Raw genomic sequence first — 12,693 nt, 5'->3', positions numbered from 1 at the left:
GCGCCGGCCGGCCCTTCAGGAAGGTTTTCCCGCTATGTCCCGACGAATGCTCGCCGCGCTGGCCGCGGCGCTGACCATGCTGGGGCTGGTGGTGATGCCGGCGTCGGCGTCGTCGCCAGTGGCCGCCGCGGCCCAAACGCTGACCTGGACTTCGGACGAGAACGTCACCAAGTACACCTCCGCCCCCACCACCGCGGTGGCCGGTGAGACCACCATCGTCTTCGAGAACAGCGTGGCGACCGGGAACGACACCGGCATGCTCCACACGCTGACCTTCGACAACTCCACACCTGGCTACAACCACGACGCGCAGGTGAACATCACGGCCAGCCCGACCGACGCCAACAAGGGCCGCCACGAGCTGACTGTCACCCTGACGCCGGGCAAGTACCGCTACTTCTGCGCGCTGCCGGGCCACAGCTCGATGCAGGGCGAGTTCGTGGTCACCGAAGGCGGTGGCGGGGAGGACACCACGCCGCCGGTGGTCACCGCGAAGGTGACCGGCACGCAGAACTCGGACGGCAACTACGTCGGTTCCGCCGCGGTCGAACTGACCGCCACCGACGACAACTCCGGCGTCGACAAGGTCGAGTACCAGCTCGACGGTGGTGCGTGGACCGCTTACACCGCACCGGTCCAGGTGACCGCGGTCGGCGCGCACATGGTCCACTACCGCGCCACGGACAAGGCGGGCAACGCCTCCCAGGAGGGCATGGCGTCGTTCACCATCGTCGAGGGCGGTGGCGCGGACACCACGCCGCCGGTGGTCACCGCGAAGGTGACCGGCACGCAGGACCCGGACGGCAACTACGTCGGCTCGGCTTCGGTCGAGCTGACCGCCACGGATGAGGGTTCGGGCGTCGACAAGGTCGAGTACCAGCTCGACGGTGGTGCGTGGACCGCTTACACCGCACCGGTTGTGGTCTCGACGCCGGGCGCGCACATGTTGCACCACCGCGCGACCGACAAGGCGGGCAACACCTCGCAGGAGGGCATGTCGCACTTCACCGTGGTCGAGGAGGGCGGTGGCGAAGACACCACCCCGCCGGTGGTGGCCGCGGTCATCGACGGCACGCAGAACTCCGACGGTGCCTACGTCGGCTCGGCGTCGATCCGGCTGAACGCGACCGACGAGGCTTCGGGCGTGGACAAGGTCGAGTACCAGCTCGACGGCGGGGCGTGGACCGCTTACACCGCACCGGTTCCGGTGACCGCGCTCGGTGCGCACACGGTGAAGTTCCGCGCCACGGACAAGGCGGGCAACGCTTCCGCCGAGGGTTCGTCCGCGTTCACCATCGTCGAGGGCAGTGGTGACGTCGAGCCGCCCAAGACCTCGATGACGGTGACCGGCACGCAGAACTCGAACTGGGCCTACGTGGACAAGGCGACGGTGACGCTGACCGCCACCGACACCGGCTCCGGCGTGGACAAGATCGAGTACCAGCTGAACGGCGCGGCCTGGGCGGCCTACTCGGCCCCGGTCGAGGTGACCGCGGTCGGCACGCACACGGTCAAGTACCGGGCGTCGGACAAGGAAGGCAACGTCGCCGACGAGCGCACCGGCACGTTCTCCGTGGTCAAGGGCGGTTCCGGGCCGGGGCAGGACGTTTGCCCGGATTCGGACCTGCGCTCGACGGTGATCATCGGCGGCATCGACAGCCAGGTGAAGAACGTGGACATCGGCAACGGCTGCACGATCAACGACGTCATCGCCGAGAACGCCGAGTACGCGACGCACACCAAGTTCGTGCGCCACGTCAAGGCGGTGACCAAGGAACTCGTCGGCTACGGCGTGCTGACCAGTGACCAGCGGGACCGGATCATCACCGCCGCGATCAACTCCGACATCGGCATGCAGACCAGCAACGCGGTCTGATCCCTCAGGCGGTTTTCGTGGGTGCGTAGGGCTTTCCTACGCACCCACGACTGTTTCCCAGGCCTGGTGGACTTCGGACATCGGCGGGTTCTGGTCGGTGCTCGCGCCGAAGAAGGCGCACAGCGTGTTCGTGTCGGTGTACCAGAGCACGTTGTTCCCGCTGGTCGCGGCGACGTCGTGCGACTTCCCGCGCAGGTCGCCACCCGTCCAGGGATCTTCGCTCAGCCACTGCGCGCCGGGCAGTTCGAGGAACTCCTCGTTGAGCTGGCCGCAGGTCTGCGGGCCGTCCGCCGACAGGTAGTTCGCGAAGTAGGCGATGCCGTCGATCTCGAACCGGCAGCGCACGTGGTTTCGCGCCGAGTACTGGTCGCCCTGGCTGGCGGTGCCCATGACGTTCACGCACTCGTCGGCCTTCCCGGCGGCCGGTCCGGCGAACGCGATCAGTGGCTCGTCCCCGCGGAAGGCCGGGTTGTCCGGGGGCGCGGACGGCGTCGGTCCCACCACCGCGGTGCCGACGGTGTCCGGGCGCAGCAGCGCGGCCGCGATCACGCCACCGGCGGCCAGCAGGGTCACCACGATCGCCGTGGTGATGGCGGCGACCGGCGGTTTCTTCCGCTCCTCCGGCGGAGGCGGGGGCATCGGCGTGGACCGGGGCAGCGGTGGCGGGGGAAATGGTGTCCTTTGTGGACGTGGCGGCGGGCCCAGTGCGCCCAGCGCGACGCTGGTTTCCGGTGATTCGACGATCGTCGGCACCAGGCCAAGCCGTTCGCTGATCAGCCGGGCCACCAGCGGCATGCGCGTGGCGCCGCCGACCAGGTGGACGGCGGTGAGCGAGGTGGTGCCGACGGTTTCCGCGAGCAGGTCGACCGCCCGTCGCAGTGCCGCTTCGACCAGGGTTTCCAGCTCCTGCCGGGTCAGGTGCGCGTCGGGTCGCGGCGCGGGGAGCGGGATGTCGGTCTGCGGATACTGCGACAGCGCTTCCTTGCCCGCCCGCACGTCCTCGGCGAGCACGCGGGCCGCGCGCCGCCCCGCCGCGTCGGCCGTCGGGTCCACTTCGACGCCGAGGTGGTCCAGCAGCAACTGGTCGAGGTCGCGGCCGCCGAAGTCCGGCAGGCCCGCCTCGGCGAGCACGTCCCAGCCGGTGCTCGTGCGCCGCAGGACCGCGACGTCGGTGGTGCCGCCGCCCATGTCGAACACCGCGACCGCCTGCCCGGGCGGCACGTCGGCGGCCTGCGAGGCGGCGGCGACCGGTTCGGCGACGAGCTGGACTTCCCCTTGCCATCCCGCTTCGCGCGCCGCCGCCAGCAGCACCGCGCGGCGTGAGCTGTACCAGTCGGCGGGGTGGGTGAGCACGACACGATCGGGCGCGGGCGCCTCCGCGGCGACCCGGCGCAGCACCGCCGCGATCAGCGAGACCACCGGCACGGCGGCGTCACCGAGCAGGACCTCGCCCTCGTCGATGCGTTCCTTGGGGTGCGGTTCGAAGCGCGCCGGGTCCAGCCGCGCGCCACGCAGCGCCTCCCGGCCGACGACCAGACCGCCGTCGCGCCCGCGCAGCACCGCGGACGGAAGCACCGGCCAGCCGTCGAACAGCAGCAGGCGGGACGGACCGCCGTTGGCCCGCAACGCGGCGACCGTGTTGGAGGTCCCGAAGTCGACAGCGAGTTCACGCACGGCCAGACCGTACTTTTGTGATCGCGTTCAGGAGGCCGTTGTGGCCGAATAGCGATGTGCCACTTCGGTGAAGGCTTCCTTGGGCACGCGCTTGCCGTCGGCGGTCACCTTCACCACGCCGAAGCCGGCCATGTCGAGGTCCAGCGCCGGGTCGGGGTGGTGCGGGAAGTCCGGCATCCAGTAGGTGAAGACAAAGGCGCCGTGCACGTCCTCGCGTTCGTACAGCTCGATGAGTTCGCCGAGGTAGGCCGCCTGTGTTCGCTCGTCGCGCACGTGGCCGTCGCGGATGCGCGGCGGGCTGGTGAACCAGTTGACGATCAGGAACGACGCGGGACCGCGCCGGTCGGCGCCGGTGAACGCGCCGCAGCCGAACTCGGTGATGACCACCGGTTTGTCCGTGCTCCGGACGAGTTCGCGCAGCCGGTCCTCGTAGGCTTCGCGGTTGTCGCCCATCCGGTAGAGATTGACGCCGACCAGGTCGAACGGCGACCAGTCGACCTGCTCCCAGTAGCCGGCCGCGTAGGTGATCGGGCCGTGGAAGGCGCCGCGCGCGACGGCCACCGAACGGGCGAGGCGGCGGTTGAGCACCCGCGTGATCCGGCGGTCGAATAGCCCGCCCGCCAGCCCACCACCACCCTCAACGGAGCTGCGCGCTCTCCACTTGCGGGGCCAGCGGATCAGCACCTGGAGCCGGATGAACTCGCGCGGACCGGGGATCATGCCGGAGAGCCGGAGCGAGTACTCGCAGCCGACGACCAGGGTGACCCGGCCCGGATAGCGGGCGCGGAGTTCCTCGGCGCCCGCGGCCGCCTCGGCGATCCAGGCCAGCACGTCGTCGAAGGGGCGGTCGCCGATCTGCGGCTCGATCCAGACGTCGAGGCCGAGCGCGAGAGCTTTCTCCGCCGCTCTGAGCTGCTTCGCGGCGTCGGTACCGGCGAGCAGGACCGTGGTGCAGTGCAGTTCCTCGCGGATCGTCCGCAGGTCTTCGGCCGGGTCGGTGTCGGCCACGGTGTACGAAATGCCGCGCACGTCCATGATTAGCAGAGTACCCGCTCTGGTAATGGGTTATCCTGGATCTTGATGCGTACCGTCAATCCCGAACAGCACGCCCGCAGGCGCGCCGAGATCCTGGCGGCCGCCGCCCAGGAGTTCGCCGCGGCCGGGGTCGACGGCACGTCCACCGCGGACATCTGCCGCCGCGCGGGCATCGGCTCGGGCACGCTGTTCCACTACTTCCCGACCAAGCGGGAGATCTTCCACGCGTTGTTCCGCGACGACCAGGTGCGCGACGCCGAGGTGTGCGAGCGCGCGCTGGCGGCCGACGACCCGGCGACCGGGGTGCGGCAGGTGGCAGAGCACCTGATGGCCGATCTCGCCGATCCGCTGATACCCGGCCTGATGGCGGCGGCGTTGCTGCAGATCAACCAGGACCAGGAGTTCGCCGAGATGATCGAGGCGAACGAGTTGCGTATCCGGGCCACCCTCACCGAACTGCTGGGGCGGCTGGATTCCGCGCGCCTGGCCTTCGCGCCGGAGCGGGTGGCCGTGTGGATCCAGCGCGTCGCGGACGCCGCCTTCCTGGCCGCCGACGAAGAGGGCTTCAACCCGGCTGAGCAGCTGGCGGAGTTCCGCACTTTCCTGACCTGGCTCCTCGGCGACTGACGTCACCTGATCAGGGGTAACTGGATGACGTTCCGGTCACGCGCCGGGGGCGGCCGTAACGGAACGCAGTCGGGCGGCGAATTGGTGGACAATTGCCCGCGCACTTTTCCGGAGCCGCCGCCATGACCGCTCAGCCCACTCTGCCCCCGCCGATGATGCCCCAGGCCAAACCGGCGAAATTCGCCGCGCTCGCCTGGAGTTCGCTCATTCTCGGAATTGTCGGCGTGCTCGGTTCGCCGATCATCTTCCTGAACAACCTGACCGCGGTGGTCGCCGGAGTGGGGTTCATCCTCGGTGCGATCGCGCTTTTCGGCAGCAAGAAGATCCTCGCCGGGATCGGGGTCGCGTTGTGCGTGGCCGGCATCGTGTTCACCGTGATCGCCCAGCAGGCGGCGGTGGAGAAGCTGGACGAGATCCTCAACGGCACCACCGATCAGGGCCGCGTCGCCGACGCCGGGCGAGGTGAGGGCGGGGTGCCCGCGGACGCTCCGACCTGGGGAAAGCGGTACACCTGGGAGAGCGGTCTCGCGGTGGACGTCGCCGCCCCGGCCGCGTGCAAGCCGAGCGACACCGCCGCGCCGCCGAACATCGAGCGCGCGGTCAAGATCACCGTCACGGTGACCAACGGAACCAGCGAACCCTTCGACGCCACCCTGCTCTCCCTCGGCGGCGACGCCCAATTCGGCGGTGCCAAAGCGGACCAGATCCACGACTTCGGCGGTGAATGCGGCGGCGGCCTGGAATCGGCGACCGTGCTGCCCGGGAAAACCTTCACCTATTCGGTCGCCTACGCCGTCGGCCCGCAACCCGGCGAAATGCAAATCGCCTTCCAGCCCACCTTCGGCGCGGACAAAGCCATCTACGTCGGTGACGCCTGATCCACCCGATCTCGTCGCCGTGCGTAGTGACGGCGGCCGAGTTCGACCAGGCCGACCGTGGCCAGGCCGATGCCGAACGCGACCAGCAGGCCCATCGCCGGGTTGCCGGCGAAGCTCGCGCCGCCCAGGTAGCCGACCAGCACGCTGTACACCGCCCAGATCGAGGCACCGAGCGCGTCCAGTGCGACGAACCGCCGCAGGGGATAGCGCAGGCTGCCGGTGGCCAGGCCGACCGCGACCCGGCCACCCGGCAGGTACCGCCCGGCGATGATCAGCGTGGGACCGTGCCTGGCCAGCTTGTCCCGCACCCACTCGTACCGCCGCTGCCCGCGCTCGCCGCGTTGCAGGCGCGCCAGCGCCCGCGGGCCCGCCCGGCGGCCGATGGCGTGGCTCAGGCAGTCCCCGGCCAGCGCCCCGGCCGCCGCCAGCACGGCCAGCGCCACCAGGCTCCCGGCCGCCTGCCCCAGCAGCACCGCGACGGTGATCACCGTGGTCTCACTGGGCATGAACGGCAGCAGAGCGTCCAAAGCGGACACGAAGAACACCACCACCCACAGCCACGGCGAACCCAGCGCGCCGGACACCAGCTCGGCGAACGAGTTCAGGAGATCAAGCATGGGTGCTGGGCCAGAGCGGCGAGGCGGCGCCGGTCACCGAAGGGTTCCAACAGCGGACTCGAGCTGACGCGCACCCGCAGCTCGCGGGCGCGCAGCACTCGCCGCACCGAGGTCAGCAGAGTGTCGTCGCCGAGGAACGCGGGCACGGTGCTCGGTGCATCGCCCTGGTGGTAGGAAATCCGCACCGGCTGGATCGGCGCGCCCGCGTCCAGTGCGGCCTGGAAAGCCGCCCGGCGGAACGGCGCCGAGTGCACCCCGCAGCACGTGGTGGCCTCCGGAAAGACCACCACCGAACGCCCGGAACGCAAGGTGCGAGCCAGTTCCGCCACGGTCCGCGGCAACCCGCGATAACTGTGCCGATCGATGAACAACGTGCCCGACCGCATCGCCAGCCCACCGACGAACGGCCACCGTGCCACTTCGCGCTTGGCAAGGAACACCGCGGAATCCAGCGCCAGCATCACCGGGATGTCCAGCCACGAGATGTGGTTCGCCACCACCAGCGTGCCGGGTTCACTTGGCGTGTAAGCGGAATGCTCGACGTCGACGTCCAGTGCGCGCAACGCCCGCCACGCCCGCTCGCGCAGACTTCCGCTCGTGCAAGCGGAAAGCAGTGCCGAAGCCCGGCGGGCGGCTGTCGCCGAGTCGACCGGTGGCCATGGCTCAGTTATGCACAAGGGTGTGCACGGGCTGTGGATCATTGCGCCGCCCCGAGGAAGTAACGGAGGTAACGATCGTCGATCCGGTCCAGCGGCAGCAGGATGAAGAAGTCGGCGACGTCGAAATCCGGGTCGTGCGCGGGTTTTCCACAGATCCACGCGCCCAGCCGGAGATACCCACGCAGCAGCGGCGGCACCTGTGCATAACTCGGACGCCCTGCCACCGAAGGAATCCACGGCAGATGCGGCGTCACTTCGTACGGACCGGCGTGCTTCTCGGACAGGGCCAGTGTCGACGCCGCCGCCATGCCACCGTCGCCGAGGGGGACCGAGGCACAGCCGGCCAAGTACCGGTTGCCGGACAGGTGCGCGTACCGCGCGACCGCTGTCCACATCAGACCGATCACCGCGCCACCCCGGTGGTCCGGGTGCACGCAGGAACGGCCGAGCTCCACCAGCGACGAGCGCAACGGGTCCAGCGCGCCGAGTTCGAATTCACCCTGCGAGTACAGGAAATCGCTGCGGCCGGGCGGCAGCAGCCGGTAGGTGCCGACCACCTCGCCGGTGGGTTCGTGCTCGACGATCAGGTGGTCGCAGAACCGGTCGAACTCGTCGGCGTCGAGTTCGCCGTCGAGCCGGGCGCCCAGCTCACCGGCGAAAACCCGGTGCCGCAGCCGCTGGGCGGCGCGGAGCTGTTCGGCGGTGTGCGCGATGGACGTGGTGTAGACCCCGGCGCGCGCGGGTAGCATCGACAAGGAGGACATGCGTGCCTCTCTCGGTAACACACGCGCGGATCGTGGTCAGCGGACGCGCGTGCGGTGTCTTCGTCCGGGGTCGCCGAGTTCCCGCTCGGCGATCCCCTTCACTGCACGGAAAAATCCCTAGTAGTCGACTTCGCGCACCCTCCGTTCCGTTTCCTCGACGATGCGGCGGATCTCGGCGACTTCGGCGCTGAGGTGGTCCTGCCCGGCACGCAGCTCGACGGCCAGTTCGCGCAGCACCCGCTCGCGCCGGGCCGACGCCACGGTGCTGATGATCTTGCTCAGCTGGAGCACCACCACGATGACCAGCGCCATGCCGAAGATGATGGAGACCATCGTGATCGTGGTTTCCTGCCAGGTCATCGATCCTCCCCCGGCCGCTCGGACAGGGTCGGCACCGCCGCGGCGATCGTCGCGGGACTGAGCGAAAGCGCGAATTCCGTTGCCTCGAAGTACTTCATGAGTTTTCCGTCCTCACCGGTTTCCAGCGTGCCCACGACAAGCCCCGCCGCTTCCAGCCGCTGGAGGTGCATGTGCAGCAGCGGTCTGCTGATGCCGAGTTCCCTGGCCAGCTTGCTGACGTACTGGCGGCCACCGGCCAGTGCGCCGATCACGCGCAGCCGGTGGGGGTTCGCCAGCGCGGTCAGCGTGCGCAGGAGCGCGTCCCCGGTCTCGGGCATCGAGCTCATCCCCTTAGAGGGGGCGCGAATAGGGCATGGCGGCGCCCGTCGCGCCGAGGCGGCCCCTGGCGGCACCGCGCCGACATCGAAGTACGGTCCAGTACGCCGATGCCGGCGCGGTACCGCCAGGAACCACCACCTCGATCACGACGGCCATCCACCTGCTCTATTCGCGTGCCCTCTTACGTGTAAGGAAATGCTGACAGGTGCGCGGCGCCGCGGCCATGGTCCGCGAGCGATCTCCGGGAGAACTCAGGGTTGAGCCCTGACCGCTAGTATTGGAGAGTAGTCTCTAGAAACGGAGGTGCCGTCATGCCCGCTTTGCCCCCAGGTCAGTGGCCTGCCGCACGTCAGCGGTTCGGCCTGCCCGAGTTCCACCGCGTGCGGCCGGAGGTGCCCGCGCGCCCGGTGGTCACGGTGACCGGCGTGGTCCGGCGTCCCGTGCAGCTCGAACTGGCCGAACTGCTCGGCGGGCCGGGGCGGGAGCAGATCAGCGATCTGCACTGCGTCACCACTTGGAGCGCTCTCTCGCTGCGCTGGGGCGGCGTCCCGTTCCGCGAGGTGCACGAAGTGCTCCGCCGGCGCGTCGAACCGCACCCGAAGTGCCGCTGGGTGGTTTTCGCCGGACTGGACGGGTTTCGCAGCTGCCTCGCGCTCGACGACGCGCTGGCGGCGGATGTGCTGCTCGCCGACTCCCTTGCCGGGCAACCGCTCGACGCCGACGCCGGTGCTCCGCTGCGGCTGGTCGCCCCGGCGCACTACGGCTACAAGAGCGTGCGCCACGTCTGCGCCATCGAATACGTGACCAGCTACGACGGGGGATCCGCGGGCTGGAAGGCGCACCGGCGCGGCCGGGTCGAACTGGAGGAGCGCAGTGCCCTGCTGCGGGGCCGGATCTGGCGCCCGCTCTTCCGCCGTTTCGTGCCTGTGGGTACTTCTGCCGCCACCGGGGATTGACCCCGGCTACGGCGATCGTACGATACGAGCGGAAAACCGATCACCAAAACGAGCGTTCTCGTTAGAATGAATTAGTGCACATTCCTTAAGCGGTCCTACCAGCACCTTTGTCGATGACCTTGCTCGTTACGCACCGACCGGGTGAACCAACTTTCGGTGATGTTGACCCACTGTTGACTTACTCGTCAGTAAGCTCAGTGTCGATGGTCCGGTCGGCTCGGCCGAAACGCCGAAATGGCGGATTGGCCGCCGGCCCCCCGGCGTGCGGAAATATTGCGGCATCCCAAAACGCCGAGCGGCGGCGGGAAATCTCCCCTTGAGAAAGGTCTCTGCTGGATGGACCTCCGATACGAAGCATTCTGCTTCGCGGATCCGCTGTTCTTCGACGAACAGCGCGACGACGGCCAGGCGAAGGACGATTTCGCCGCCGTGCTGCCGTCGCTGGGCTCCGAGTGGCGGTCCGGCGAGCGCGGGATCTGGCGCTCGCTGTCCCCGGCGGACGCGGTTTTGCCTGCTCAGGGCTGGAAGATCCACGTTTCGGCCGGTATGGCGAACGCCGAGCGGGTCCTGCTCGCGGTGGCCGCGTACTGCGTCGAGCAGCGCATCGCCTTCAAGCACCTGCGCAGCCGGTCGATCCTGCTGGCGCGGAATTCGAAATATGCGCCACGGGATGGCAGCGGTAAGCTGATAACAATTTATCCGCCGGATGAAGAGAGCCTCCAGCGGGTGCTGAGCGACCTTTCCGCCGAGCTGCAGGGCGAGGTGGGTCCGTACATTCTCAGCGACCTGCGTTACGGCGAAGGGCCACTCTACGCCCGTTACGGTGGTTTTGCCGAGCAGTGGGTGGAAGCCGACGGCACGCGGGTGCTGGCCATCAGCAAGCCGGACGGCACGCTGGTGCCGGACAAGCGCGGGCCGAGTTTCCACGTGCCCGACTGGGTCGAGTTGCCCGAATGCCTCGAGCCGCACCTGGCGGCCCGCAAGGGCGGCGACCCGGCGCAGTTCCCGTACAAGGTGACCAAATCGCTGCACTTCTCCAACGGCGGCGGGGTCTACCTGGCCAACCGGCTGGCCGACGACCGCGAAGTGGTGCTCAAGGAGGCCCGGCCGCACGCCGGCCTGGACCGCGACCTGGTGGACGCGGTGGCCAGGCTCGAACGCGAGCACCGGATCCTCGAGCGGCTGGCGGGCATTCCCGGCATTCCCGAGGTCTACGACCGCTTCCAGGTGTGGGAGCACCACTTCCTGGCGATGCAGTTCGTGCCGGGCAAGCCGGTCGGCGCCTGGCTCGCCCGCAACTACCCGCTGACCAGGCGGGACGCCACCGAACAGGACGTCGCCGAGTACACCGAGCGCGCCCTGGCGCTGATCGGCCGGGTCGAGCGGCTGGTCGCCGCGGTGCACGAGCGCGGGGTGGTCTTCGGTGACCTGCACGCGCTGAACATCCTGGTGGACGACAACAACGACGACACGGTCTCCCTGATCGATTTCGAACTCGCGGCGGGAATCGAAGAGGAGACCAAGCCGGCGCTCGGCGCGCCCGGCTTCCGCGCGCAGCGGGATCGCACCGGTTTCGAGATCGACGAGTACGCGCTGGCGGCTCTGCGGCTGTGGTTGTTCCTGCCGCTCAACACGATCCTCGAACTGGCGCCGGCCAAACTCGCCTCGCTCGTGGACTTCGCCGAGCGCCGGTTCCCTTTGCCCGAGGGGTATGGCCGGCGCATCCTCGACGTGCTCTCCCCGCGTGGGGACGCCGAGGTGCGTCCGGCCGTCACCCAGCTCGACGAGCCCAAGCCGGATTGGGCGGTGGTGCGCAAGTCGATCGCGACGGCGATCCTCGCCAGCGCCACGCCCGATCGGCAGGACCGGCTCTTCCCCGGCGACATCCAGCAGTTCGAGGTCGGCGGGCTCGGCTTCGGTTACGGCGCCGCCGGTGTGCTGCACGCGTTGCACGCCGCCGGTGAGGGCCGCTATCCCGAGCACGAGCAGTGGCTGCTCGACGCGGTCCGCCGGACCCCGCCCAGCCGCCCCGGTTTCTACGACGGCACCCACGGCATCGCCTACGTGCTGGAGAACTTCGGCCACCACGACCGGGCCGACGAGCTGATCGCGGCTTCGCGGCACCTGGTCGAGATCACCACCGACCACAATCTCGAAGGCGGGCTGGCCGGGATCGGCCTGAACTACCTGCACTTCGCCGGGACCCGGCGGGACGCCGACTTCGAGCGGACCGCGGTCACCATCGGCGAGCGGCTGGGCAACGCGCTGGCCACCGACGCCGGACCGCTGAAGTTCGCCAGGGCCGGGCTGATGAGCGGCTGGTCGGGGCCGGCCCTGCTGTTCGTGCGGCTGTTCGAGGCCACCGGCGACCAGGCATGGCTGGACCTCGCGGCGAAGGCCGTCGAACGCGATCTCGAGGAGTGCGTGCCCGCCGACGACGGCTCGTTGCAGGTGCGCGACGGCGAATCCCGGACCCTGCCGTACGTCGGCATGGGCAGCGCCGGGGTGGCGCTGGCCGCCGAGGAGCTGGCCGCGCACCGGCCGGACGCGGACTGCCTGGAGAAGCTGCCGCGGCTGCTGGACGCCTGCCGTGGTGAGTTCGTCATCCACCCCGGCCTGATGCTCGGCCGCGCCGGGCTGATGGCCACGCTTTCCGCCGAGGCGCGGCGCACCGGTGACCCGGTCGCGCTGGCCGCGGTGGACCTGCACCTTTCGCGGTTCGCCTGGTACGCGCTGCCGTACCGGGACGGGCTCGCCTTCCCCGGCAACCAGCTGCTGCGGTTGTCGATGGATCTCTACACCGGCGGTGCCGGGGTGCTCCTCGCCCTGGCCGCCACCCTCGACGGGCACGGCGCAGTGCTGCCGTTCCTGTCCCCCGGACCCCGGTCGAGCACGGCCGGTGGATGAACACCCGACGAAAGGAACACCC

Annotated in this window: 12 protein-coding genes; 5 read left to right on the top strand and 7 right to left on the bottom strand. The window is 69.6% G+C overall.

The window, feature by feature from the left end:
• Positions 1 to 34: 34 nt before the first annotated feature.
• Complete coding sequence (locus YIM_RS45795; RefSeq protein WP_153036283.1) at positions 35 to 1,876, top strand: copper-binding protein; 1,842 nt, start codon at positions 35 to 37, stop codon at positions 1,874 to 1,876.
• 36 nt (positions 1,877 to 1,912) lie between these two features.
• On the opposite strand, the gene YIM_RS45790 is transcribed toward YIM_RS45795, so the two are convergent.
• Positions 1,913 to 3,550 carry an Hsp70 family protein gene (locus tag YIM_RS45790; protein ID WP_194239967.1) on the bottom strand — a complete coding sequence of 546 codons (1,638 nt, stop codon included), beginning with the start codon at positions 3,548 to 3,550 and terminating at the stop codon, positions 1,913 to 1,915.
• Between the two features lie 27 nt (positions 3,551 to 3,577).
• Positions 3,578 to 4,585: a hypothetical protein gene (locus tag YIM_RS45785; RefSeq protein ID WP_153036281.1), complete on the bottom strand. Its 1,008-nt coding sequence runs from the start codon at positions 4,583 to 4,585 to the stop codon at positions 3,578 to 3,580.
• A gap of 45 nt (positions 4,586 to 4,630) precedes the next feature.
• Between YIM_RS45785 and YIM_RS45780 the strand changes: the two genes are divergently transcribed.
• Both YIM_RS45780 and YIM_RS45775 read left to right on the top strand, forming a co-directional pair.
• Positions 4,631 to 5,212 carry a TetR/AcrR family transcriptional regulator gene (locus YIM_RS45780; RefSeq protein WP_153036280.1) on the top strand — a complete coding sequence of 194 codons (582 nt, stop codon included), beginning with the start codon at positions 4,631 to 4,633 and terminating at the stop codon, positions 5,210 to 5,212.
• 122 nt (positions 5,213 to 5,334) lie between these two features.
• Positions 5,335 to 6,090 (top strand): hypothetical protein, encoded by a 756-nt coding sequence (locus YIM_RS45775; RefSeq protein WP_153036279.1) that lies wholly within the window; start codon positions 5,335 to 5,337, stop codon positions 6,088 to 6,090.
• Here the strand turns inward: YIM_RS45775 and YIM_RS45770 are convergent.
• The 5 genes from YIM_RS45770 to YIM_RS45750 form a co-directional block, all read right to left on the bottom strand.
• Positions 6,072 to 6,707 (bottom strand): DedA family protein, encoded by a 636-nt coding sequence (locus YIM_RS45770; RefSeq protein WP_153036278.1) that lies wholly within the window; start codon positions 6,705 to 6,707, stop codon positions 6,072 to 6,074. The two genes, YIM_RS45775 and YIM_RS45770, sit on opposite strands and share 19 nt — an antisense overlap.
• Positions 6,692 to 7,270, bottom strand: coding sequence for a lysophospholipid acyltransferase family protein (locus tag YIM_RS45765; RefSeq protein ID WP_228004422.1), 579 nt, complete (start codon positions 7,268 to 7,270; stop codon positions 6,692 to 6,694). The genes YIM_RS45770 and YIM_RS45765 overlap by 16 nt, the downstream gene beginning before the upstream one ends.
• A 134-nt stretch (positions 7,271 to 7,404) precedes the next feature.
• Positions 7,405 to 8,130 (bottom strand): GNAT family N-acetyltransferase, encoded by a 726-nt coding sequence (locus YIM_RS45760; RefSeq protein ID WP_153036276.1) that lies wholly within the window; start codon positions 8,128 to 8,130, stop codon positions 7,405 to 7,407.
• A gap of 117 nt (positions 8,131 to 8,247) precedes the next feature.
• Positions 8,248 to 8,490 (bottom strand): hypothetical protein, encoded by a 243-nt coding sequence (locus YIM_RS45755; protein WP_153036275.1) that lies wholly within the window; start codon positions 8,488 to 8,490, stop codon positions 8,248 to 8,250.
• Entirely contained in the window at positions 8,487 to 8,807 is a 321-nt protein-coding gene (locus YIM_RS45750; protein WP_153036274.1) for a winged helix-turn-helix domain-containing protein, read from the bottom strand. The genes YIM_RS45755 and YIM_RS45750 overlap by 4 nt, the downstream gene beginning before the upstream one ends.
• Positions 8,808 to 9,119: 312 nt before the next feature.
• On the opposite strand from YIM_RS45750, the gene YIM_RS45745 reads away from it, so the two are divergent.
• Complete coding sequence (locus tag YIM_RS45745; RefSeq protein ID WP_153036273.1) at positions 9,120 to 9,764, top strand: molybdopterin-dependent oxidoreductase; 645 nt, start codon at positions 9,120 to 9,122, stop codon at positions 9,762 to 9,764.
• 336 nt (positions 9,765 to 10,100) lie between these two features.
• The gene (gene lanKC / locus YIM_RS45740) at positions 10,101 to 12,671 is read left to right on the top strand and encodes a class III lanthionine synthetase LanKC (protein WP_153036272.1); all 2,571 of its coding nucleotides are present in this window, start codon (positions 10,101 to 10,103) and stop codon (positions 12,669 to 12,671) included.
• Positions 12,672 to 12,693: the final 22 nt, after the last annotated feature.

This window comes from Amycolatopsis sp. YIM 10 (genome assembly GCF_009429145.1).
Classification (GTDB): domain Bacteria; phylum Actinomycetota; class Actinomycetes; order Mycobacteriales; family Pseudonocardiaceae; genus Amycolatopsis.
This window is presented reverse-complemented; position numbering and strand designations above follow the sequence as displayed.